This is a genomic window from Pseudomonadales bacterium (genome assembly GCA_024234165.1).
Classification (GTDB): domain Bacteria; phylum Pseudomonadota; class Gammaproteobacteria; order Pseudomonadales; family UBA5518; genus UBA5518.
This window is the reverse complement of sequence record JACKOP010000002.1, coordinates 53186-77785: the sequence shown is the minus strand read 5'-3', so window position 1 is coordinate 77785 and position 24600 is coordinate 53186. Positions and strand designations below refer to the sequence as shown.

General features: G+C 65.7%; 18 protein-coding genes. 15 read left to right on the top strand and 3 right to left on the bottom strand.

Translation table 11 applies throughout. The features are described 5' to 3' along the window. Window position 1: 1 nt before the first annotated feature. From H7A12_06085 to H7A12_06045, 9 genes are all read left to right on the top strand, one after another. Window positions 2-535 carry a DsbE family thiol:disulfide interchange protein gene (locus tag H7A12_06085; protein ID MCP5320382.1) on the top strand — a complete coding sequence of 178 codons (534 nt, stop codon included), beginning with the start codon at window positions 2-4 and terminating at the stop codon, window positions 533-535. Further along, window positions 532-1002: a cytochrome c-type biogenesis protein CcmH gene (locus H7A12_06080; protein ID MCP5320381.1), complete on the top strand. Its 471-nt coding sequence runs from the start codon at window positions 532-534 to the stop codon at window positions 1000-1002. The genes H7A12_06085 and H7A12_06080 overlap by 4 nt, the downstream gene beginning before the upstream one ends. Then, the gene (gene ccmI, locus H7A12_06075; protein MCP5320380.1) at window positions 999-1901 is read left to right on the top strand and encodes a c-type cytochrome biogenesis protein CcmI; all 903 of its coding nucleotides are present in this window, start codon (window positions 999-1001) and stop codon (window positions 1899-1901) included. Before H7A12_06080 ends, ccmI begins: the two co-directional genes overlap by 4 nt. Window positions 1902-2001: 100 nt before the next feature. Continuing rightward, a complete protein-coding gene (gene smc / locus H7A12_06070) occupies window positions 2002-5505 on the top strand; it encodes a chromosome segregation protein SMC (protein ID MCP5320379.1) in 3504 nt (1167 codons plus the stop codon). Between the two features lie 119 nt (window positions 5506-5624). Further along, window positions 5625-6488: a cell division protein ZipA gene (zipA, locus tag H7A12_06065; GenBank protein ID MCP5320378.1), complete on the top strand. Its 864-nt coding sequence runs from the start codon at window positions 5625-5627 to the stop codon at window positions 6486-6488. Window positions 6489-6491: 3 nt separating this feature from the next. Continuing rightward, a complete protein-coding gene (ligA, locus tag H7A12_06060) occupies window positions 6492-8525 on the top strand; it encodes an NAD-dependent DNA ligase LigA (GenBank protein ID MCP5320377.1) in 2034 nt (677 codons plus the stop codon). 145 nt (window positions 8526-8670) lie between these two features. Beyond that, window positions 8671-10446, top strand: a complete 1776-nt coding sequence (locus H7A12_06055; GenBank protein ID MCP5320376.1) for an FAD-dependent oxidoreductase — start codon at window positions 8671-8673, stop codon at window positions 10444-10446. After that, window positions 10446-12338, top strand: a complete 1893-nt coding sequence (locus tag H7A12_06050) for a 2-oxoacid:acceptor oxidoreductase subunit alpha (GenBank protein ID MCP5320375.1) — start codon at window positions 10446-10448, stop codon at window positions 12336-12338. The genes H7A12_06055 and H7A12_06050 overlap by 1 nt, the downstream gene beginning before the upstream one ends. Next, the gene (locus H7A12_06045; protein MCP5320374.1) at window positions 12335-13384 is read left to right on the top strand and encodes a 2-oxoacid:ferredoxin oxidoreductase subunit beta; all 1050 of its coding nucleotides are present in this window, start codon (window positions 12335-12337) and stop codon (window positions 13382-13384) included. Before H7A12_06050 ends, H7A12_06045 begins: the two co-directional genes overlap by 4 nt. A gap of 58 nt (window positions 13385-13442) precedes the next feature. Here H7A12_06045 and H7A12_06040 read toward each other — a convergent pair whose 3' ends face one another. Continuing rightward, window positions 13443-14198 (bottom strand): hypothetical protein, encoded by a 756-nt coding sequence (locus H7A12_06040; protein ID MCP5320373.1) that lies wholly within the window; start codon window positions 14196-14198, stop codon window positions 13443-13445. Between the two features lie 161 nt (window positions 14199-14359). Between H7A12_06040 and H7A12_06035 the strand changes: the two genes are divergently transcribed. Together H7A12_06035 and H7A12_06030 are read left to right on the top strand one after the other, a co-directional pair. After that, on the top strand, window positions 14360-15142 hold the full coding sequence (locus H7A12_06035; protein MCP5320372.1) for an alpha/beta fold hydrolase: 783 nt from the start codon (window positions 14360-14362) through the stop codon (window positions 15140-15142). Between the two features lie 98 nt (window positions 15143-15240). Beyond that, window positions 15241-16461, top strand: a complete 1221-nt coding sequence (locus H7A12_06030; protein ID MCP5320371.1) for a CoA transferase — start codon at window positions 15241-15243, stop codon at window positions 16459-16461. Window positions 16462-16534: 73 nt separating this feature from the next. On the opposite strand, the gene nhaD is transcribed toward H7A12_06030, so the two are convergent. Beyond that, window positions 16535-17908: a sodium:proton antiporter NhaD gene (gene nhaD, locus H7A12_06025; GenBank protein MCP5320370.1), complete on the bottom strand. Its 1374-nt coding sequence runs from the start codon at window positions 17906-17908 to the stop codon at window positions 16535-16537. Between the two features lie 193 nt (window positions 17909-18101). Between nhaD and mgtE the strand changes: the two genes are divergently transcribed. From mgtE to H7A12_06005, 4 genes are all read left to right on the top strand, one after another. Beyond that, complete coding sequence (gene mgtE / locus H7A12_06020; protein ID MCP5320369.1) at window positions 18102-19562, top strand: magnesium transporter; 1461 nt, start codon at window positions 18102-18104, stop codon at window positions 19560-19562. Window positions 19563-19635: 73 nt separating this feature from the next. After that, window positions 19636-20109, top strand: a complete 474-nt coding sequence (locus H7A12_06015; protein ID MCP5320368.1) for a (2Fe-2S)-binding protein — start codon at window positions 19636-19638, stop codon at window positions 20107-20109. Then, complete coding sequence (locus H7A12_06010) at window positions 20106-22310, top strand: xanthine dehydrogenase family protein molybdopterin-binding subunit (protein ID MCP5320367.1); 2205 nt, start codon at window positions 20106-20108, stop codon at window positions 22308-22310. Before H7A12_06015 ends, H7A12_06010 begins: the two co-directional genes overlap by 4 nt. Further along, entirely contained in the window at window positions 22307-23428 is a 1122-nt protein-coding gene (locus H7A12_06005) for an MBL fold metallo-hydrolase (protein MCP5320366.1), read from the top strand. The genes H7A12_06010 and H7A12_06005 overlap by 4 nt, the downstream gene beginning before the upstream one ends. A gap of 18 nt (window positions 23429-23446) precedes the next feature. On the opposite strand, the gene H7A12_06000 is transcribed toward H7A12_06005, so the two are convergent. Continuing rightward, window positions 23447-24520: an SMP-30/gluconolactonase/LRE family protein gene (locus H7A12_06000; GenBank protein MCP5320365.1), complete on the bottom strand. Its 1074-nt coding sequence runs from the start codon at window positions 24518-24520 to the stop codon at window positions 23447-23449. Between the last annotated feature and the right edge of the window lie 80 nt (window positions 24521-24600).

Below are 24600 nucleotides of genomic sequence, written 5' to 3'. Positions count from 1 at the left end.
CGTGCGCCCGGTACGCATGTTCCTGCCACTGATCGGCTTTGTGGTACTTGCCGGCTTGCTGTGGCGTGGCCTGGCGCTGGATCCGAACCATATGCCTTCGGCGCTGGAAAACCGTCCTTTTCCGGACTTTGCGGCATTCACGCTCGATGGCGACGAGGTACGCCGTGCCGACCTGCTCGGGCAGGTCGCGCTGGTCAACGTGTGGGCCACCTGGTGCCCGTCGTGTGCTGCCGAACACGCGTTCCTGAACGGCCTGGCGCGCGATGGCGTGGTGATCTTCGGCATCGACTACAAGGACGACACCGACGAGGCACGGAACTGGATCACTGCGCGCGGCAATCCGTACCGCTTGATCGTCGCCGACCCCAACGGCAGGCTCGGTATCGATCTCGGTGTCACGGGAGCGCCGGAAACCTATCTGATCGACGCCGGCGGGGTGATACGCCATCGCTACCAGGGTGCGCTCGACGAGCGCGTCTGGCAGCGTGAGTTCGAGCCGCTGCTGCAGCGGCTCGCTGCGGAGCGCACGCCATGAGCCGTCTGCTGTTGCCGTTGCTGCTGCTGGTCGCGCTGGGAGTGAACGCGGCGGTCGAGCCCTACGAATTCGACAGCGAAGAGCAGCGTGTACGCTACCTGGAGTTCACGCGCGAGCTGCGCTGCCCGAAGTGCCAGAACCAGAATCTGGCCGATTCGAACGCGCCGATCGCGGCAGATCTGCGCCATGAGTTGCAGCGGTTGCTGCACGAAGGGCGCAGCGACAGCGAGATCATCGATTTCATGGTCGAGCGTTACGGTGAGTACGTGCTGTATGAGCCGCGCCTGGAACCCAAGACCGTACTGCTGTGGACAGCGCCGGCGCTGATGTTGCTCGCTGGCGTGCTGGTGCTGGCCGGAGTCGTTCGCCGCGCGCGGCGTGCTGCGAGCCGCCGCGAGGATGCGCTTGCTCCGGACGAGCAGGCGCGACTGCGGCAACTTCTGCACGACGGGGAGGACCGGCGATGAGTGCGGCGGTGTTCTGGACTGCGGTCGCGTCGATGGTGTTGCTGGCTGCGTCGCTGATCGCGTGGCCACTGCTGCGTCGTGCCCCAGCCGGTGGCGAGGCGGCAGACGATGTGCGACGTGCCGAGAACGTGGCCGCCTACCGGCAGCAACGACTGGAACTCGAGGCGGCGCACGGGGCGGGCAGCCTTGAAGCTGGTGCGTATGCCGCAGCGTTGCTGGAACTCGATCGCCGGCTGCTGGCCGATACCTCGACACCGGATGCCGCTGCCACGGGTTCCTCCAATGGTCGGGCATTGCTGCTGGCGACAGCGATCGGCGTCCCGCTGCTGGCGCTGCTGCTCTATCGCCAGTTCGGCGCGCACGGCGAACTGGAGCTGGCGTCGATGATCTCCGGACTGTCTGCCCCCATGGCCGCGGCCGAGCGCCGCGAACAGCTCGCGCGGCTGGTGCCGTTGCTCGAGGCGCAGGTGCGCCGGCGCGACCCCGAGGGTGGTTACCGCTTCCTGCTGGCGCGCATCGATGCTGCCGAGGGGCGGCACGCGGCGGCGGCGGCGCTGTTCCGGGAACTTGCCGATCTCTATCCGGATGATGCCGATATGGCCGCCCAGGCCGCACAGACCCTGTTTCTGGCCGAGGAAGGACATCTCACGCCGGCAGTGCGGGCGCTGGCCGAGCGGGCGCTGGCGATCGCACCGCGCCACCCCGGGGTGCAGGGCATGCTCGGCATGGCGAGCTTCCAGAGCGGGGACTATGCAGCCGCGATCGAGCATTGGCAGGTCCTGCTCGAGGATCTTCCAGCGGACTCACCGGATGCGGGGCTGATCCGTGACGGCATTGCAGCAGCGCGGGCCAGGCTGGCTGCAGCGGTTCCCCCGACCGAGGAGCAGGCCTCGCCCTGAGCACCGGCTGCGGTAGTGATCGGGTGCCAAAACCGGTAGACTTCGCCGCTTTCCGCGACTGCCGGGCCCGTCCGGTGGCAATCTGTGCTGTGAATCCTCCATGCGACTCGAGACGATAAAACTCGCGGGCTTCAAGTCCTTCGTCGACCCGACCACGGTGCGTCTGCCGAGCAACCTGGTGTCGATCGTCGGGCCGAACGGCTGCGGGAAGTCCAACATCATCGATGCGGTACGCTGGGTGCTCGGCGAGGCTTCGGCCAAGCACTTGCGCGGCGAATCGATGGCCGACGTGATCTTCAACGGCTCGACCGGGCGCAAGCCACTCGGCCAGGCGTCGATAGAACTGGTGTTCGACAACTCCGATGGCTCGCTCGGTGGCGAGTACGCGAATTTCACCGAAATCGCGATCCGGCGTACCGTGACTCGCGATGGGCTGTCGCACTACTACCTGAACGGCACGCGCTGCCGGCGACGCGACATCACCGACATCTTCCTGGGCACCGGCCTCGGACCGCGCAGCTACGCGATCATCGAGCAGGGGATGATCTCGCGCCTGATCGAATCAAAGCCGGAGGATCTGCGCGTCTACATCGAGGAGGCCGCAGGCATCTCGAAGTACAAGGAGCGTCGACGCGACACCGAGAACCGGATCCGTCGCACGCGCGAGAACCTCGAGCGGCTGACCGATTTTCGCGACGAGCTCGAGCGCCAGCTCAAGCATCTGGAACGCCAGGCGGCAGCGGCGGAGCGGTATTCACAACTGAAGGCCGAGGAGCGTCGCTACGGGGCCGAGTTGCTGGCGCTGCAGTGGCGGCGGCTCGACGCCGAGGGTGCGGCGCTGCACGAGAAGGTGCGCGGTTGCGAGGTGCGCCTTGCTGCCGTGCAGGCGCGCCATACCCGGGTGGACGCGGACATCGAGCAGGCGCGCGAGCAGCACGCGGAGGCAAACGGCGAGCTTGGACGCGTGCAGGAGCGCTATTACGTGATCGGGGCCGAAATCGCCCGCAGCGAACAGGCGGTGCAACTGCAACAGGAGCGGGCACGCCAACTGCGTACCGATCTCGAGCAGACGCGCCGCGCGCATGCCGAGGCCGAACGTCACCGGCAGGAGGATCTGCAGCGCCAGGACGCGTATGCAGCCGAGCTCGACCAGGTGGTTCCGGCGCTTGCCGTTGCCGAGGCCGTCGACGCGAGTGCGGGCGAGGCGCTGGCGTTGGCCGAAGAGGCGATGCAGCAATGGCAGCTCGAGTGGGACGAGTTCAGCGCTGCCTCCGAACAGCCCCGCCAGCAGGCCGAGGTGCAGCAGTCGCGGATCCGTCATCTGGAGGAAACGCTGGAGCAGGCGGCCGGGCGTCTGCACCGGCTCGAGGCGGAGCAGGCCGAACTCGCGATGCAGCCGCTCGAAGAGGAGCGCGTGCTGCACGAGGAGCGCGTGTTCGAGCTCGAGGAGGTGAGTCGGCAGTGGCAGGAGCGCGGCGAGACACTGCGCGAGCATATCGAGATGGCGCGCGCGAAGATCGCCGGACTGAACGGCGATCTGGATGCCACCCGCAGTGCGCTGCAGGAGCAGCGTGGTCGGCTTGCGTCGCTGCAGGCGCTGCAACAGGCAGCGCTCGGGCAGACCGACGCAGTCGTGACCGGCTGGTTGCAGGCACAGGGGATCGCAGACAACGCACGTCTGGCACAGCGCCTGCACGTCGAGGCGGGCTGGGAGACGGCGGTCGAGACGGTGCTCGGGAGCCATCTGCAGGCGGTGTGCGTCGATGGCGTTGCGGCGCTGGCTCCTGCGCTGGCGAGTTTCGATGCCGGTACGCTGGGCCTGTTCAGCCCGCGCGGCAGCCCGGTTCAGGCTGCACCGCGCCTGCTGGCGGCACGCGTGCGCGCGGACTTCGACGTCGGGAGCCTGTTCGACGGCGTGCACGCCAGCGATTCGCTGGGCGAGGCGCTGGCGCTGCAGCCACGGCTTGCGCACGGTGAATCGGTGGTCACTCGCGACGGTGTCTGGCTGGGGCCCGACTGGCTGCGGCTTGCGCGTGACAGCGATGCACACGCAGGCGTGATCCAGCGCAACCGCGAGATCGCCGCGCTCGAGGAATCGCACGAGATCGCGCGCACACGCGAGGCGGAACTGCTTGCCGTGCTCGACGAGGCGCATGATGAGTTGCGCCGGCTGGAAGCCGAACTGCTCGGCTTGCAGCAGGAACTGCGTGATGCAACCGCGCGCTATACCGAGGCGCGGGCCGGGCTGAGCGCCTGCAACGCGCGTCTCGAGCAGTTGCAGTTGCGCGCCGAGCGTAATCTTGCAGAGCAGCAGCAGTACCGTTCGCGTCACGAAGCGCAGCGTGCCGAGCTGCAACAGGCTCGTGTGCTGCTCGAGACAGCGCTGGACGCAATGCACCGCGACGGACAGCAGCGCGATACGCTGCAGTTGCGTCGCGACATGGCACGCCAGGGGCTCGATACCACACGGCAACAGGCACGCAGCGTGCGCGACGAGGCGCACCGGCTGGCGATGCGGCGTGAGTCGCTGGAGACCCAGCTCGGCAGTCTGCGCGCGGCGCTTGCGCGCATCGAGACGCAGTTCGAGCAATTCGAGTCGCGTGTCGATGCGCTGGAGACGCAGATCGAGGCCACCACGGAGCCGATCACCACCGGTCGGGAGCGGCTGGAGGAGCAGTTGCAGCAGCGCCTCGGGGTCGAAGGCGAATTGACCGCTGCGCGCGCGCGGGTGCAGGGAATCGAGCACGAACTGCGCGAGCTGGAACGCAGCCGGCACGCGATCGAGCAGGAAACCGAGGCCGTGCGCGGTGAGCTGGAACGCGAGCGGATCGCCGCGCAGACGGTGCAGGTGCGCCTGGCAGCCATCGTCGAACAGTTGAACAAGGGGCACGCCGATCTGGCGGCGGTGCTCGATGGTCTGGCACCGGAAGCGGGCGAGGAGGCATGGCAGGCACAGATCGAGCGCCTCGGCAACCAGATCGCGCGGCTCGGCCCGATCAACCTTGCCGCGATCGAGGAGCACCGTGCGCAGTCCGAACGCAAGACCTATCTCGACGCGCAGAACGCCGATCTGGTGGAGGCGCTCGAGACGCTCGAGAATGCCATCCGCAAGATCGATCGCGAGACACGCACCCGTTTCAAGGACACCTTCGATCGGGTGAACAGCGGACTGCAGGATTTGTTCCCGCGCGTATTCGGCGGCGGTCATGCGTATCTGGAGATGACTGGCGAGGACCTGCTCGATACCGGGGTGGCGATCATGGCGCGCCCGCCAGGCAAGCGTAATGCGACCATCCATCTGCTGTCCGGCGGAGAAAAGGCACTGACGGCAATATCGCTGGTATTCTCCATCTTTCGCCTGAATCCGTCCCCGTTCTGCATGCTCGACGAGGTCGACGCCCCGCTCGACGACGCAAACGTGGGCCGTTTTGCGCGTCTGGTACGCGAGATGTCGGATACGGTCCAGTTCATTGTGATCACGCACAACAAGATCACGATGGAGATGGCACACCAGTTGATGGGGGTGACGATGCAGGAGCCGGGGGTGTCGCGGCTGGTCAGTGTGGACGTCGACGAGGCGGTGGCGATGGCGAACACCGGCTGAATCGACGGACCCCGAATCGCAGGCGACGGTGCGATGGCTTATAGTGAACGGCAGTGCGAGTGCCGCGGTGACGTGGGCACTGCACGGCGCTGCAACCTTTCAGAGGATCTGCTGACGGCATGAATCTGAGTGTTCAGTTCTGGTTGATCGTCATCGGTGCGCTGATCGTCATTGGCGCGCTGCTCGATGCGTACAGGCGTCATCGCAGCGAGAGCCGCAATCCGATCCGGATGGGCCGCAAACCCGGTTTCTGGAAAATGGGTGACGGTTTCCGCGAGGAGGGTGATGCGCCGAATGGCGAACTGCCGAACGGCGGGGCGCGTGTGCGTGACCGGCCCGACGACCACGAACGTACCGGAAGTGGCCAGGCACGCGCAGACGGGCGCATCGAACCGAGCCTCGATGCGGTGCCGATTGCTGCAACACCCGTCATGGCAGCCGAGCCGCGTGTCGAGGCTGCCGTATCTGCACCAGCGCGCGCAGGTGCACGCCAGCAGCCGGTCCAGCCGCAGCCCGCGCCGGTTCCGGCACGGTCGGATGCCGGCGACAATGAGGGGGAAGTGCTGGTGATCCATGTGCTCGCGCGTGCTCCGGAGGAGTTCGCGGGTGAGGGGCTGGCACGCCTGTTCCAGGCCTGCGACGTACGTTTCGGCGCAATGTCGATTTTCCATCGCCACGAAGAAGAAAAAGGAATGGGTGCGGTGCAGTTCAGCGTTGCCAACGTGACGCATCCGGGTACCTTCGACGACGCCACCCTCGACGGGGTGAGTTCGCCGGGCCTGAGTTTCTTCCTGCGCCTGCCGGGTCCGCAAAGACCGCTGGAGGCTTTCGACTGCATGCTGGAGACGGCGCGTGTCGTCGCGCGCAAGCTCGATGGCGAGATGCAGGACGAAAGCCACAGCGTGTTCACCTCGCAGACCGCTGAGCACTATCGCCAGCGTGTCCGTGAGCACGTGCACCGTATCTCGCGTCCACGCCGCTGAGTCATGGGGGCGCAAGACGCTGCGCTCGAAGTCGAGCGGTTGCGCGAGGCGATCCTCCACCATGACCGTCGCTACTATGTCCTCGACGATCCGGTCATAACCGACGCCGAGTACGACCGCCTGCTGCGCCGGCTGCAGGAACTCGAGCAGGCCCATCCGGAGCTGGTCGTCGACGATTCGCCGACCCGACGCGTGGGCGCGATGGTGCAGGGTGCGTTCGCCACCGTGCATCACGAGATGCCGATGCTCTCGCTCGACAACGCGTTCACTGACGAAGAGCTGCGTGCCTTCGACCGCCGGGTGCGCGAGCGTCTCGCTGTGGTGGAGCCGGTCGAATACTGTTGCGAACCGAAGCTCGACGGACTGGCCGTGAGCCTGTCGTACCAGCACGGTTCCCTGCGGCGAGCGGCGACTCGCGGTGATGGCAGCAGCGGCGAGGACGTGACCGCCAACGTGCGCACGATCGCCGGGGTGCCGCTGCGGCTGTGCGGTGCCACGGCAGGTTCGGTAATCGAGGTGCGTGGCGAGATCTATCTGCCGGAGGCAGCCTTCGAGGCATTGAACCGGCGTGCCCGCGAGCGTGGCGAGAAAACCTTCGTGAACCCGCGCAATGCGGCTGCGGGCAGCCTGCGCCAGCTCGACCCGCGCGTCACGGCGCAGCGACCGCTGGCGTTCTGCGGGTACGGAATCGGCCGGAGCGAGGGTGCTGCGTTGCCGCCGACACAGTCGGGGGTGCTCGATTGGCTGGCTGCACTGGGGATTCCGGTGAGCGCGTTGCGACAGCGGGCGGTGGGTGTCGACGCCTGCCTGGCGTATTACCGCGAGCTGCAGCGGCGACGCGCGGGTCTTGGTTACGCGATCGATGGCGTGGTGTTCAAGGTCGACAGCGTCGAACAGCAGCAGCGCCTCGGCTTCGTCGCTCGCGCGCCGCGCTGGGCGATCGCGCAGAAGTTTCCGGCACAGGAGGAAACGACGACGTTGCTCGACGTCGAGTTCCAGGTCGGGCGTACCGGGGCGATCACGCCGGTGGCACGGCTCGAGCCGGTGTTCGTCGGCGGCGTGACCGTGAGCAACGCCACGCTGCACAACCTGGACGAGGTGGGCCGCCTTGGCGTGATGATCGGCGATACGGTGGTGGTGCGCCGCGCCGGTGACGTGATTCCGCAGGTGGTGCGCGCCGTCCCGGAGAAACGCCCGGCGAACGCTCGTGCGATCGTGGCGCCGCTCAGCTGCCCGGTGTGCGGGTCGGCGATCGAGCGTCAGGAAGGTGAGGCGATAGCACGCTGCTCGGGAACGCTGGTGTGCGCGGCGCAACAGAAGGAGACGATCCGCCATTTCGCGTCGCGACGTGCGATGGACATCGAAGGACTCGGCGAGAAGTCGATCGAGCAGCTCGTCGACAGCGGCCTCGTGCGCAGTGTCGCCGATCTCTACGGGCTGGATGCGGTGACGCTGGCGGGCCTGGAGCGCATGGGTGAAAAATCGGCTGCAAAGCTGGTGGCGGCGATCCGGCACAGCCGCACGACGTCCCTGCAGCGCTTGCTGTTCGCGCTCGGGATACGCGAGGTCGGCGAGGCAACGGCGCTGGCGCTGGCGCAGCATTTCGGCGGTCTGGAGGCACTGCAGGCTGCCGATGCCGGGGCGCTGCAGGAGGTGCCCGACGTGGGGCCGGTGGTGGCCGCCCATGTGGTTGCGTTTTTCGCGGTACCGGCGAACCGCGAGCTGATCGATCGTCTGCGCGCAGCCGGGGTACACTGGCCCGGCGTCGCAGCGCCGAACCTGCAAACCGCTCCGTTGGCCGGACGCAGTTTCGTGCTTACCGGCACGCTGGAAGCGATGAGCCGTGACGAGGCCACGCGGCGCTTGACGGCACTCGGTGCGAAGGTTGCGGGCAGCGTCAGCTCGCGTACCGACGTCGTGGTGGCCGGGCCCGGAGCGGGCTCCAAGCTCGCACGGGCCGAGGCACTCGGCATCGAGGTCTGGGATGAACGACGGTTGCTCGCGGAACTGGCGCACCACAGCGAAACCGGCACGTGAAAAATGCAAAATCTTGACCTGGACACAGTCCCAAATCCCGGTGATCCAGTTATCATGCCGCGACCTATCATGAACAGCCGGAGCCGAGGGCGCAGGGCCAACCCGCGCACTGGCTGGCGGCCACCACGAAGACGGTGAATGCGCGATGAAACCTACGGATATCAGCGATCCCGAGTACTTCCACAAGGTCGTCGATTGCCAGTACGCGTGTCCCTCGCACACGCCGGTTCCGGAGTACATCCGCCTGATTGCCGCAGAGCGTTATACCGACGCGTACATGGTGAACTGGGAATCGAACGTGTTTCCCGGCATCCTCGGGCGCACGTGCGACCGTCCGTGCGAGCCGGCGTGCCGGCGCGTACGGATCGAGAAGGAGCCGGTGGCGATCTGCCGCCTCAAGCGCGTCGCAGCCGACAACAAGGGTGCGGTTGCCGCGCGCATGCCGAAGGCGCCGAAGCGCAAGAACGGCAAGCGGATCGCGCTGATCGGTGCTGGCCCCGCGGCGCTGACCGTGGCGCGTGACCTGGCGCCGCTCGGCTACGAACTCGATCTGTTCGACGATCAGGCGAAGGCGGGCGGCATGATGCGCAGCCAGATTCCGGTGTTCCGCCTGCCGCCGGCAGTGCTCGACGAGGAAACCGGATACATACTCGATCTCGGCCTCCACCAGCACTTCGATACCCGCGTCACCAGCATGAAGTCCATTCTGGACGCGGACTACGACGCAGTGCTGGTCGGCACCGGCGCGCCGCGTGGCAGCGACCTCGATCTGCCCGGGCGCAAGGAAGCAGCGGCGAACATCTTCGTCGGGATCGACTGGCTCTCGAGCGTCTCCTTCGAGCACATCCACACGATCGGCAAGCGCGTGCTGGTGCTCGGCGGCGGCAACACCGCGATGGATTGCTGCCGCACGGCGCGCCGTCTCGGCGGCGAGGACGTCAAGGTCGTCGTGCGTTCCGAGTTCGACAAGATGAAGGCCTCGCCGTGGGAAAAGGAAGACGCGATGGCCGAGGACATTCCGATCTTCAACAACCACGTGCCGAAGGAGTTCGTGCATCGCGACGGTCGCCTGATCGGCATGAGCTTCGATAAGGTCGAGGTGGTCTACGATGACAAGGGTCGCCGCAGCCTGGTGCCCACCGGCGAGCCGCCGGTGCTGTTCGAGGCCGACGACGTGCTGATCGCAATCGGGCAGGACAACGCATTTCCGTGGATCGAACGCGATCTCGGCATCGAGTTCGGCAAATGGGACATGCCGGCAATCGATGCGGTCACGTTCCAGTCCACGCTGCCCAAGGTGTTCTTCGCCGGCGACGCAGCGTTCGGACCGAAGAACATCATCACCGCCGTGGCGCAGGGGCATCAGGCAGCGATCTCGATCGACCTGTTCCTGCGTGGCGAGAGCGTGAAGGCGCGCCTGGCGCCGGGCGTGACCCTGGTCAGCCAGAAGATGGGTGTGCACGAATGGAGCTACGACAACGCGGTCGTCAATGATCTGCGCTACAAGGTGCCGCATGTGCCGAAGGAGGTGGCGCTGAAGGATCTGAAGACCGAAGTCGAGCTCGGCTTCGATACGCGGGCGGGGCTTGCCGAAGCCCTGCGGTGCCTCAACTGCGACGTGCAGACGGTCTTCGTCGCGTCGAAGTGCATCGAATGCGATGCCTGCGTCGATATCTGTCCGACGGAGTGCATCAACTTCCTGATGAACGACGATGAGCCGGCGTTGCGCCAGGCGTTGCGCGTGGCGGCTACCAACCTGACGCAGGATCTGTACGTCCAGGACGGTCTTACGCAGACACAGCGTGTCATGGTCAAGGACGAGAACGTGTGTCTGCACTGTGGTCTGTGCGCCGAGCGTTGCCCCACGGGCGCATGGGATATGCAGAAGTTCTTCTATCTGGTCACCAAGGCGGGACACTGATGCACGCCAAGCAAGCAGTAAACGATTTCGTCGTCAAGTTCGCGAACGTCAACGGCACCGGATCGGCCTCCGCGAACCATATGTTCGCGAAGGCGATCTTCCGCATGGGGATTCCGGTCAGTCCGCGCAACATCTTCCCGTCGAACATCCAGGGCCTGCCGACCTGGTACGAGGTGCGCGTCAGCCACAAGGGTTATCTCGGACGCCGTGGAGGCGGAGTCGACCTGATGCTGTGCGTGAATCCGCAGAGCATGGAGCGCGACATCGCCGAGGTCGAGCCGGGTGGCTACTTCGTCTACGATTCGACGAAGGCGCTCGAGCCGCGCATGATCCGCAGCGACATCAACTACGTCGGGATTCCGATCACGTCGATGTGTCTGCGCGAGTACTCCGACGCACGCCAGCGCCTGCTGTTCAAGAACGTGATCTACGTCGGTGCGCTGGCGGCGCTGCTCGACATCGAGTTCGGCGTGCTGAAGGATCTGGTGGCAGAGCAGTTCAAGGGCAAGGAAAAGCTGATCACGCAGAACGTGCAGGCGCTCGAGATGGGGCACCAGTACGCGGTGCGAAACTACGACTGTCCGATCGGCTTGCGCGTCCAGCGTGGCGGCAACATCGCCAAGCATATCCTCGAGACCGACCACATCATGATGGACGGCAATACCGCGGTGGCGCTGGGGGCTGTCTACGGTGGTGCGAGTGTGGCTGCGTGGTACCCGATCACACCGTCCACCTCGGTCATCGACAGTTTCGAGACCTATTGCAAGCGCCTGCGTATCGACGCGGGCACCGGCGAGAAGAATTACGCGATCGTGCAGGCCGAGGACGAGTTGTCGGCCATCGGCATGGTGATAGGTGCAGGCTGGAACGGTGCGCGCTCGTTCACCGCGACCAGCGGACCGGGGCTGTCGCTGATGAGCGAGTTCCTGGGGCTGGCGTATTTCGCCGAGATCCCGACGGTGCTGGTCGACGTGCAGCGTGCTGGCCCCTCGACCGGAATGCCGACGCGTTCGCAGCAGTCGGACGTGCTTGCCGCGGCGTATGCCTCGCACGGCGATACCAAGCATGTGCTGCTGTTCCCGGCGACTCCCGCCGAATGCTTCGGCCTGACCGTGAAGGCATTCGACCTTGCCGACAGGCTGCAGACGCCGGTGATCATGCTGACCGATCTCGAGCTCGGCATGAACGACTCGATGTCACCGCCGCTGGTGTTCGACGACAATCGCACCTACGACCGTGGCAAGGTGCTGGACGCGGATGCGCTGGAGAAGATGAGCGAGCGCTTCGGGCGCTATCTCGACGTCGACGATGACGGCATCCCGTTCCGTACCTATCCCGGCGCGCATCCCACCAAGGGCGCCTACACCACGCGTGGAACCTCGCGCGACGAATACGCGCTGTACAGCGAGGACGGGGCAGCCTACGTGCGCAACGTGGACCGTCTGCTGAAGAAGCTGGAAACCGCGAAGCAGTACGTTCCGGAGCCGAAGATCAAGCCGGCTGCAACCAAGACACCGTATGGCGTGATCTTCTTCGGCACCACGGCATCGCCGGCCTACGAGGCGGTGGAGATGCTGATCGAAGAGGGTATTGCAGTCGATACGATGCGCCTGCGTGCATTCCCGTTCTCGCAGGCGGTGGAAGATTTCATCGCCTCGCACGAGGTGGTGTTCGTGGTCGAGCAGAACCGCGACAGCCAGATGTTGCGCCTGCTCGTCAACGAGACTGCGGTACCGTCGAAGGAAAAGCTGGTTTCGGTACTGAACTACGACGGTTTGCCGATCACCGCACGGCAGATCGCAGCAGGGATCCGGACCGGAATCGGCGGAACCGACAACGTCACCCCGATCGGCAGCAGCAAACGCACGACGTCGAGGAAAGCCAAGCCATGACCTACCAGAAGCCGTCATTTCGCCATCCCGCCGCGCAGGTCAACGAGCTCGGCTTCACCCGTCGCGACTACGAAGGCTCGCTCAGTACGCTGTGCGCAGGCTGCGGTCACGACTCGATCAGTGCAGCGATCATCGAGGCCGTGTTCACGCTGCCGCTCGAGCCGCACCGTATCGCGAAAATGTCCGGTATCGGCTGTTCGTCGAAGACGCCGGCGTATTTTCTCGGCCGCTCGCACGGCTTCAACTCGGTGCACGGGCGCATGCCGTCGGTGACCACCGGGGCAGCGCTGGCGAACCGCGAGCTGGTGTATATCGGCGTCTCCGGGGACGGCGACACGGCATCGATCGGTTTCGGGCAGTTCGCACACGCGGTGCGACGCAACCTGAACATGACCTATATCGTCGAGAACAACGGTTGCTATGGATTGACCAAGGGCCAGGACTCGGCAACCGCCGACGTCGGTTCGAAGAACAAGAAGGGGTTCCGGAATCCCTACGAGCCGATCGATCTGGCCAGTATCGCGATCCAGCTCGGCGCAACCTTCGTCGGGCGCAGCTTCAGCGGTGACCGCGAGCAACTGGTACCGCTGATCAAGGCGGCGCTGACGCATCGCGGATTTGCGTTCCTCGACGTGGTTTCGCCGTGCGTGACCTTCAACAACCACGTGGGGTCGACCAAGAGTTACGCATTCACGCGCGAACACATGGATCCGGTCCCGCTCGATTTCGTGCCGATGCGCGAGGAGATCCGTACCAGCTACGCTGCCGGTGCGACGCAGGAGGTGTGCATGCACGACGGTTCGGTGATCCGTCTGCACAAGCAGAGCAACGATTACGATATCGAGGATTCGCAGGCAGCACTGAACGCGATCGCAGAACACCGTGACAGCGGGCGGGTACTGACTGGACTGCTCTACATCGACCGCGATGCACAGGAAATGCACGAGATTCTGGGTACGGTGCGTCGTCCGTTGAACACACTGACCGAAAAGGAACTCTGCCCGGGTACCAAGGTGCTCGACAGCATCAACGCCGGCTTGCGTTGATTGCTCGCGCCGACGCGAGGCTTGCCTCGCGTCGGCATCTCCTTCCTTATTTATCCCCTCAGCGCGGAATCCATGGTTTCAGCGCCAGATCGATGCCTTCCTCAAGCCAGCCTGCGTTGTTCAGTACCGTCTTTTCACGAGTCCAGACCGGCTTTGACGGCTTCAGGTTCAGGTATTCGGTGACCTCGATACCTCCGGCACCGCTGAACAGGCGCTGCAACTTCAGGTCGAACACGCTGACGTAGAGCCCCACGGCGTCGACGCCCTGGATCCAGTCGAAGTCTGCGGGTACGCCATCACCGCCACGTGCCGCCGGACGCCGCGTGACACCCAGGAAGTGAGCGGAATGGTTGCCGCTCGGCGAGAAGTACACCTGCGTTTCCTCGAGGTTGGTGAACACGATCGCCTGCACCTGACCGCCGGTGGCCAGCGCGTTGGCCGTCTCGGCCAGGACGTACTGGAGCACGGTCTCGTTCAGCTTGCCGGTTCCCGGGTTGTACGGTTCGCCCCATTTGCGCACGCCGTCCTTCCACGCTTCGGCGAACAGTTCGGATGGCAGCACCTGATACCCAGCCTGGGTGAGCCGTTCGGTGACCAGTCGATCGACGTGTGCTTCGTGCGCTGTGAGATAGGTGCGGCTCGGTTTGCCCAGGTTCACGGTCGCGATGACCAGACGACCGTATTGGGTCTTGTCGGCGAGTCGGGAATCGTAGCTGCCCTGATAGGCGGTTGCCGCACCGCTGCCGTCGCTGCCGGTGCCGCCGGCGCAGGCAATGAGGAACAGAGACAGGATCAACAGGTACAGGGTTCGCATCGTTAGCTTCCATGATTCCAGTACTCCGTCGCGGCGTTGCAGGCCGCAGCGAAGGCTTGCCCGGATGGCGGCGGGATTCTAGCAACGGCTCTTGCCAATGAGAACCGCACTGTGCTCCGATCGGCGTATTGCAGGCGCATGCGCGCCATTCGGAGGGCACGATGTCGGGGCAGCTTCTGCACTGCCAGTCACTGGGTGAGGGATCACAGACCGTTGTCCTGCTGCACGGCCTGTTCGGGATGTCTGCCAACCTGATGCCGCTGGGACGCGAGCTCGCACGCTCGCAGCGTGTCCTGCTGGCAGATCTGCGCAATCACGGGCGCTCGTTTCACGCCCCCGGAATGTGCTACGCCGATCTGGCCGCTGATGTGATGCACCTGCTCGACGCATACGGCATCGCGCAGGCCGCCCTGCTGGGGCATTCGATGGGTGGCAAGGTGGCGATGCAGGCCGCGCTCGATCATCCGCAACGGGTCACGCGCATCGTGGTCGGGGATATCGCGCCGGTGCGCTACGAGCCGCACCACCGGCGCCTGTTCGCAGCGCTGCGCGAAGCCGCTGCCGACCTGCTTGCCGATCGCCGCGCTACTGCCCGGATCCTCGAGCAGCACATCGACGAAGCCGGCGTGGTCGCCCTGATGCTGATGAATCGGGTTCGGGATGACGCCGGCCGCTGGCACTGGCGCTTCGATCTGGATGCGATCGAGCAGGCTTATGCCGAGATCCTGGCCGCACCGCAAGCGACCGAGCCGTACCAGGGGCCAGTGCTGTTCCTCAAGGGTGAACATTCGGACTACATCACGGCGGCGGCACGCGATGCGACCGCACGGCTGTTTCCGCATGCACGGCTGAAGGTGATCGCCGGTGCCGGTCACTGGTTGCATGCCGAGAAGCCGACGGTGTTTCTGCGCCTTGTCCGGGATTTTCTGGGGACCGCCTCCTGAGCCTGCGTCGGTTGGCGATTCCGGAATGCCGAGACGCTGGTGTCGTGCCGAGCAAGGACAATACATTATGTTTTGGTTGAAAATATGGAGATAACGTAATGAATAACGAAGAATTATTGCTGGAAGGACTGCGTGTGATCGACTGCGGAAGCTGGGTTGCCGCCCCGGCCGCAGCGACGGTTCTGGGTGACTTCGGCGCGGATGTGGTCAAGGTCGAAGCGCCCCCGGGCGGTGACGGCTTCCGTTGGGCAGCGCAGTATGTCCCCGGCTTTCCGCAGGCCAGCGAGAACTATGCATGGCAGCTCACGGCGCGCAACAAGCGCTCGCTGTTGCTCGATCTCAAGCAGCCGCAAGGTTATGCGGTGCTGCAGCGCCTGGTCGCCCAGGCCGATGTGTTCCTGACCAACTTTCCGCCCGAGGTGCTCGCGAAGCTGCGCTTGCGCTGGGAGGATCTCGAGGGGTTGAATCCGCGCCTGGTCTACGCTCAGCTTTCCGGCTATGGCGAACACGGGCCTCATGCGAACGTGGCCGCCTTCGATCGCAGCGGCTGGTGGGCGCGCTCCGGGATGATGGACCGGGTGCGCTTCCGAGGGCATGCGCCGGTTGGCGGTGTGCTCGGCTGGGGTGACCACGCCAGCGCGATGACGCTGTTCGGCGGGGTGATGGCGGCGCTGTACCGGCGCGAGCGCACCGGGCGTGGTGGCAAGGTCTCGACCTCGCTGCTTGCCAATGGGCTGTGGGCCAACGGGCTGCCGTTGCAGGCACGTCTGAGCGGCGCCGAGGTGGCGCTGGAAACTCCGCGCGAGGAAATGGACAACGCGCTCGCGATCCCCTACGAAACCGCAGACGGTCACTGGTTCTACCCGTGGCTGTTCAACGAAGAGATTGACTGGCGACGCTTCGTGATCGCCCTCGGCCTGCAGGCAGTCGCCGACGATGCACGTTTTGCGACACGCGAAGGGCGGGCACGTGACGCGCAGGTGCTGATCGGGGCGATCGAGCGACGGGTACGCGAGCACGACTGGGCGCACTGGAGCCGCACGCTGGCAGAGGCCGGAGTCGAATTGATCTCGGTCGCCACCCTCGACGATGTGCTCTGCGATCCCCAGGTCGAACACAACGCGATGCTCACGCCACTGGTGGGTACGGGTACGGTCGCCAGGCGCACGGTCAGCAGTCCGCTGACGGTGCACGGGCATCCGAAACGTCCGGCGGGGAGCGCGCCGGCGCTCGGTCAGCACTCCGACGAGGTGCTGGCCGGCATCGGCTACAGCGAGGAAGAGATAGCGACACTGCGCGCAGCCGGCGTGGTGCGCTAGCTGTGTTGCCTCGCGGATGCGTGCGCGCGGCGTCGGCTGCAATTGCCGGGGCTGCGCGACGCGATCCGGTCGATCAGAACATGAACTGCTTCTCGAATACGATCACGGCGCAGCCGGCCACGTAGCCGAGCAGTGCCAGCCCGCTGATGTTGCGCATGTACCAGAAGAAGTTGATGCGCTCCATCCCCATCGCTGCCACACCGGCGGCGGAGCCGATGATCAGGCAACTGCCGCCGGTACCGGCGGCGAACGCCAGGAACTCCCACAGCGGCGAGTCGGTCGGGTAAACGGCGAGGTCGTACATCCCCATCGTCGCAGCGACCAGCGGCACGTTGTCGATGACGGCCGACAGCAGCCCGATCAGGAACACGATCAGATCGATGTTGCCGACGGTGTGGTCGAGGAAGTTCGCGGCCTGCCCCAGTAGTCCGGTGGCCTGCAGGGCCGATACGGCCGTCAGGATGCCGAGGAAGAACAGCACGCTCGGGGTGTCGATGCGCCGCAGCACGGTCAGGATGTGCATTCCCGACTGCATGGCCTTTTCGCGGTCCTCGTGCACGACTTCGGACACCACCCACAGCACGCCGAGGCTGAACAGCATGCCCATGAACGGCGGCAGGTGCGTCAACGTCTTGAATACCGGCACGAACAGCAATCCGCCCATGCCGACGATGAAGATCAGGTTGCGATGTGCCTTCGACACGGCGTATTTCGCCTCGGCGTCGACGCCGTTCTGTCCCGGTGCACGGATCTGGCGCCCGCGCAGACGGAACGTCAGGAACAGCAGCGGGATCACCAGACATACCGTGCTGGGCACGAAGATCGCCGTGATGATCTTCATCGTGGTGATCTGCCCGCCGATCCACAGCATCGTCGTCGTCACGTCACCGATCGGTGACCAGGCGCCACCGGCGTTGGCGGCGATCACGATGATGCCGGCGAAGAAAAGGCGGTCCGAGTGCTCGTCGATCAGCTTGCGGATCAGCGAGATCATCACGATCGTCGTGGTCAGGTTGTCGAGCGCCGCAGACAGGAAGAAGGTGACGGTGCCGATGATCCACAGCAGCGTGACCATGCTGGTCGAACGGATGCGATCGGTGATGATCGAGAAACCGCCGTAGGCGTCGACCATCTCGACGATGGTCATCGCGCCGAGCAGGAAGAACAGGATGCTCGCGGTTTCCGCGAAACCTTCCAGCACCTGGTGCTGGCCTACCCAGGTCTTGATGATCTCCTCGGTCGACTTGCCCGCCTGCGTGTCCACGAAGGCCTGGGGCAGGCTCGCGATGTCGATCAGACCCGGTGCCGCCAGGACGTAGATGGCCCAGCACAGCACGCCGGTCAGTACGGCCGAGGCAGCCTTGTCGACGTTGACGTTGTGTTCGAGGATGATGAAGGCATAACCGATACAGAAAACGGCGATGATCGCGATCAGCGGCAATGGCATGGTGGGGTTCCGTCGAGACATGGGCGGAAGATTTGCGGCGGTATTCTGGGCCAACGTTTCCATATGCAAAAGCTGAGTCGTTGAACCCTGTGCATATTCCCGAAATGTCGAGTCGCAGCGGCAGAGCTTGTCGCTATGCTGGCTGCCAAATGCCCGCGCGCCGGTGGGTCGTGGATACGGTGGATCGATGCTGATGGAAATCGAACAACAACAAGAGGAGCAACAGCAGGAATACCATCGCAGCCTCGAGACCACGCTCAACGAATTTCTGGACCTGCTCGCGCGTCATCGCCTCGAACGCGAGCAGAGCCTGCGCCAGGCACCCGAGCAGCGCGATCTGTTCGTTTCGCTGCTCACGCGGGAGCACCAGGCGGAATGCGAACGTCGTCTGGCACGGCTGCATCCGGCCGATATTGCGTTTGTGCTCGAACGCCTGCCCGGCGAGGAGCGCGTGCAGGTGTGGGCGGTGCTCGAGTCGGCGCGCCGTGGTGCGGTACTGCTGGAGCTCGCCGACGGAGTTCGTGAGACCCTGATCGCGGCGATGCCGCAGGGCGAGATCGTCGCGGCGGTCGAACACCTCGAATCCGACGAGATCGCCTACCTCGCGCCGGGTTTGCCGCAGGATGCAGTGGCCGCGCTGCTGGCCTCGCTCGATCAGCGCGACCGCCAGCGCGTGCGCGAGATGCTCGCGTTTCCGGAAGGCACGGTCGGCGAATTGATGGATATCGAATTCGTGACCGTACGCGACGACGTGCTGATCGAGGTGGTGTTGCGCTACCTGCGCCGGCACGAGGAGCTGCCCGACCCGTTCGACCAGGTGTTCGTCGTCGATCGCGAGGGAGTGCTCGCGGGTGTGATGCGGCTGAAGGATCTGCTGACGCACGACCCCGATTGTCCGGTCGCCGAGGTCATGCAGCGCGATCCGCTGGCATTCACCACGCACGACCCGGTGACCGAGGCGGTCGGCGTGTTCGAACGCTACGACCTCGTTTCGGCGCCCGTGGTCAACCTGCGCGGCAAGCTGACCGGGGTGCTGCATTTCGATGCCGTGATGGACTTCATCAGCGAGCAGGCCGAGAGCCAGCAACTGAAGCAGGTGGGTCTCGATGAAGACGAAGACCTGTTCGCGCCGGTGGCGCGCAGCGTGCGCAACCGCTGGCCGTGGCTTGGGATCAACCTGTGCACTGCGTTGATCGCCTCGCGTGTGATCGGCGCGTTCGAGGCGACGATCGAGCAACAGGTGGCGCTGGCGGCGCTGATGCCGGTGGTCGCCAGCATCGGCGGCAACACCGGCAATCAGACCATCGCTCTCGTGATCCGCGGACTGGCGCTGGAGCAGATCGTTGCGTCGAGCCTGTGGATCGTCGTGCGTCGCGAGTTGACGATCGGGGCTGTCAACGGCGTGCTGTGGGGGTTCGTGGTCGCGGTGGCGGCTGCTGCGTTCTATGGCCAGGCGTTGCTGTCGCTGGTGATGGGACTCGCCGTGGCAGCGAACCTGCTGATCGGTGCACTCGCCGGGGTGTTCATTCCGCTCGCGCTCGAGCGTGTCGGGCGCGACCCGGTACTCGGTGCCTCGGTACTGCTCACCTTCGTGACGGACGCCATGGGCTTCCTGTTGCTGCTGGGGCTGGCGACCTGGTTGATCGTTCGTTGAAGGTCGGCACGCAGACGCATTCCGTGAAATAATCGGCTCGGCAGTCGATTGGAGCGCGGTTCCGGAGGAAGGAATGGCAGTCGAGTTCGAGGTCAACGGAACCACGGTGCGCGTCGAGGGTGATGGGGAGCGCCCGTTGCTGTGGGCGTTGCGCGAGGATCTGGCCCTCACCGGAACCCGGTTCGGCTGCGGGCGCGGGTTGTGCGGGGCGTGCACGGTACATGTGGACGGCGTCGCGGTGCGCTCCTGCCTGTTGCCGCTGAGCGGTGTTGCCGGGCGCGTGGTGACCACGATCGAAGGACTCGCTGCAGCCGGTATGCGTGCGGTGCAACGGGCGTGGCTCGAAGAGAACACGCCGCAGTGTGGTTACTGTCAGAGCGGACAGATCATGAGCGCTGCCGCACTGCTTGCCGCAGAACCAACGCCCGATGATGCAGCGATTGACCGTGCGATGGCCGGCAATCTGTGCCGCTGTGGCACCTATCCGCGGATTCGCCGGGCAATTCACCGCGCTGCCACGCTGCTCGGCGAGGAACGCGCCTCGTGAGCGGCATGAATCGTCGCAGTTTCCTGCGTAACGTCTCGGTCGCCGGTGCCGGCGTGATGCTTGCGATCGCGCTCGATGGCTGCAGTCGATCCACACCCGCGTGGCCGAACCGTCGCGACGGCGCGTTGCAGCCAAATGCCTTCCTGCAATTGCTGCCCGATGGCCGCGTGCTGTTCCTGGTTCCGAAGACCGAGATGGGGCAGGGAGCGATGACCGGGCTTGCGACGCTGATCGCCGAGGAGCTCGGTGTGGATCCGCTTGCGTTGCAGTGCGAGCTGGCGGAACCCCATCCCGACTACGTGGATCCCGAATACCTTTCGATGCTCACCGGCGGCAGCAATTCGTTGCGCGGCAACTTCGACCGGCTGCGCTCGGCCGGTGCGACGCTGCGCGAGATGCTACGCGCAGCGGCGGCAACGCAGTGGCAGCTTCCGCTCGCGGATTGCGTCGCCGCGGACGGCGCGGTGCGCAGCAGCGACGGAACGCGCCGCGCCGGTTACGGCGAACTGGCCGCGACTGCAGCCACGCTGCCGGTGCCGCCGGACGTTGCACTCAAGCCGCGCGCGGCGTGGCAACTGATCGGGCGTCACGATGCGCGCGTGGACGCACCGTCCAAGGTCGATGGCAGCGCAGGTTTCGGCATCGACGTGAGTGTGCCGGGGATGCTGACGGCGGTGCTGGTGCGCTGTCCACATTTCGGCGGCAAGCTGCTGTCCTGCGATGCGGCGCAGGCATTGGCGAGCGCTGGCGTACAGCGCGTGCTCGAATTCGAGACGGCAGTCGCGGTGGTCGCGGATGGCTACTGGCAGGCACGCCGTGGCGCCGAGCGGCTGCAGCTCGAGTGGGTCAAGGGGCCACTCGCCGGGCTGGACTCGGCAGCGATCACGGCGGCGCAGCGCGAGCGCTTGCGCGAACGCGGACACGTGGTGCGCGACGAGGGCGAGGCACCCGATCCGGAGCGCATCGCGCGCACGCTCACGGCGGAGTACCGCGTGCCGTATCTCGCGCATGCGGCGATGGAGCCGCTGGCGGCGGTGGCGAGCGTTGCCGACGGCCGTGCCGAAATATGGGCGGGTACCCAGGGCCCGGACGTGCTGCAGGCGATGGTTGCGCGCCGGCTCGGGATTGCGCGTGAGGCGGTACGCGTGCACCCGCAACTCGTCGGTGGTGCGTTCGGACGCCGCACGTACATGGACTTCGTGCTCGAGGCGGTGGACGTCGCCACCGCGATCGGCAAGCCGGTGAAGCTGGTGTGGTCACGCGAGGACGATATGCGCCACGACCGCTACCGGCCGGCGGCACTGGCGGCGATGCGCGCCGACTTCGACGCCGAAGGCGCGCTGCTCGCGTGGGAGGCGCGCATCGTCTCGCCGAGCGTACTGGCTGGCATGGTACCGCTGATTGCACCGCTGCTGCTGCCGGAGGCGGTGCCGGCGTCGATCGCGAGGCCGATCGAGCCGTTCGCGGCCCGTCACGACCCGATGAACACCGAAGGGGCCTCGGGGATTCCGTACTACCTGCCGCGGGTGCGGATCGAATCGCTGCTGCACGACCCGGGCATACCGGTCGGCGTGTGGCGCTCGGTCGGCAATTCGCAGAATGCGTTCTTCTCCGAGAGCTTCGTCGACGAGGTCGCGCACGCGCTCGGCGAGGACCCGTTGAAATTCCGCCTGACGCGACTGCCGATCGACGCGCGCGAGCGCAAGGTGCTGGAACTCGTGGCAGAAAAGGCTGCGTGGGGCATGGCTCCGCCGGGGGTCTACCAGGGCGTCGCGGTGCTCGACTGCTTCCAGTCGGCGGTCGCGGAGATCGTCGAAGTCGAACTGGTGAACGCCGTGCCGCGGGTACGCCGTGTGCTGTGTGCGGTCGATTGCGGTACGATCGTGAATCCCGACGTGGTGCGCATGCAGCTCGAGAGTGCGGTGGTGCTGGCGCTGACGGCAGCGCTCTACGGCGAGATCACGATCGCCGACGGTGCGGTCGAGCAGGGCAGCCTCGACGACTATCCGTTGCTTCGCATCGACCAATGCCCGCCGATCGAAACGTATTTCGTGCCGAGCGACGCGCCGCCGACCGGCATCGGCGAACCGGGGGTGCCGCCGTTGGCGCCTGCGCTTGCGAACGCCATCTTTGCCGCTACCGGACAGCGCGTGCGCGAACTGCCGCTCATGCGCGCCTTTGCAACAGGAAACCTCACGTGAACGACAGCAACAAGGAATCGCTCGAGTATCCCTGGGGGGTGAAACAGGAACCGGGCACGGTGACCACGATCCAGCCGGGCGTGCTGTGGGTGCGCACGGCCATGCCGATGGCGCTCGATCACATCAACCTGTATGCGCTCGAGGACGCCGCTGGCTGGTGGATCTTCGACACCGGCTTGCGGCTCGATGCGACACGCGAGATCTGGGAGCGTGTGAGCGCCGAACACTTCGGCGGCAAGCCGGTGATCGGGATCATCTGCTCGCACAGCCATCCCGACCATGTGGGCATGGCGGGGTGGTTCAGCACGCGCTGGCGGGCGCCGCTGTGGATGACGCACGGCGAGTATTACATGGCGCTGGCGTTTTCCCGCGGCAGCGGCGACGGGCCGCTGTGGGAGGCGGAGGAGTATTACCGCCGCGCTGGAGTACCCGACGACTTCCTCGAACGGTTCCGCAAACGTACGCGCAGCTTCGGCGGCCTGGTCGAGCCACTGCCGCGCGCTTTCCACTGTGTGCGTGCAGGCGATACCTTCGAGATCGGCAGTTCGCGCTGGGAGGTCGTGATCGGGCGGGGACATTCGCCGGAACACCTGTGTCTGCTGAATCGCGAGCGCGCGCTGTTGCTCGCGGGAGATCAGGTGATCCCGCACATCACGCCGAACGTGAGCGTGCTGGCGATAGAACCCGAGGGCAACCCGCTCGAGGATTTCCTGGAGACGACACAACGGTTCCTGGGTCTTCCGGATGACGTGCTGGTGCTGCCGGCGCACAACACGCCGTTTCGCGGGCTGCATCGTCGCTTGCGGCGCTTGATCGCTCACCACGAGAACCATTTCGCGGCGCTGGAAGAAGCGTGCGTCACTCCGCAGACGGCACTGGAGCTGCTGCCGGCACTGTTCCGGCGCCCGCTCGACACCGAGCAGACCGGTCTCGCACTCGGCGAGTGCATCGCGCACCTGCACACCTTGCTTGCACGCGGCCGGATTGCGCGCGAACTCGATGCCGAGGGCCTTTACCGCTATCGCACGCTGGACGCGACGGTTGCGGCACGCGCGGGATTCGTTCCCCGTGAGCGTGACGAGGGGCCCGTGCTGGCAATCGACGGTGATCCGATCTAGATACAAGCAGCGTGCGGGCTATGGTGCTGGCAGCGGTACACGCACGATGCGGTCACCTGCAAACGAACCCAGATAGAGGTAGCCGTCGACCTGTTGCGCAACCGTGGCTGCGCCCATGGGTGGGCCGCGGTGTTTCAGCACGGTATGGCGTTCCAGTGTCTGCGGGTCCACGGCGACGATCGCAAACGGCAGTCCGCACGCGCCTTCGGTGATCGCCAGACAGTCCAGGACTTCGAGCGGGGCGCCACCGTGCGAGGCCACCAGCAAGCGACCGGTGGCGTCCCACTGGCTGTTGTCGGGGCGTTGCACCGCGACCTTCCCCAGCAGCCGTCCGTCCGGGTACGCGATCTTGCGCACTTCGCCGGTCAGATACGCGTTCACGAACAGCGCGCTGCCGTCACGCGCCACCTGGATGCCGTTCGGATACGCCATCGCAGTACCGGCGAGTGCGGTGAAATGCTGTCCGTCCCAGTGCAGCACGTGACCGGTGTCGAAGCCGAGCACACCCTCGACCAGCGCGAGATTCAGCAGTCCCATGTGCGGACTGTGGCGTGAATACATATGGGTCACCACGAAGCCGCCGTCGGGCAGTGCAGCCACATCATTCAGCATGCTGTCCGGATCAGGGATCGCACAACCGCGCCATGCAAGACGCCAGCCTTCGCTGGCGTCGACCAACTGGAAGAACTCGACGCTCTCGCGCCCGCCGTGATTGACCGCGAGTACCTGCCAATGTCCGTCGGCGCGGCGCGCGAGATCGATCCCGTGCGGCGAGAACGCGGCGCCGGGTGCCTGGTCGCAGGCGCGATCACCCCACAGCGGGCCGTCAGCGAGCGCGGGCGCCGGCAGGCGCGTGATCGTTTCGTTCACGGTGTCGAACAGCGCGAAGGAGCCCGCTACTTCCCCGCCCAGGCTGCCGGTCTGGCTGATCAGCAGCGTACGTCCGTCGGGCAGCAGCACCATGTCTTCGGGACGCGTGAACCCACAGGTCGGCTGCATGTCGCCAACCGGCACGCAGCCGTTCACCGGCGGCGTGTGTTCGTTGCAGCCGGCAAGCATCATGACGATCAGCAGCAGGGATCGGGCATGCATCGATTCGCGCCAACTCCACGGGGTGTCGCGGCTATGGTAGTGTGCGGCCAGGTTGGCGGCCAGCATCGGTGCCGCCATGG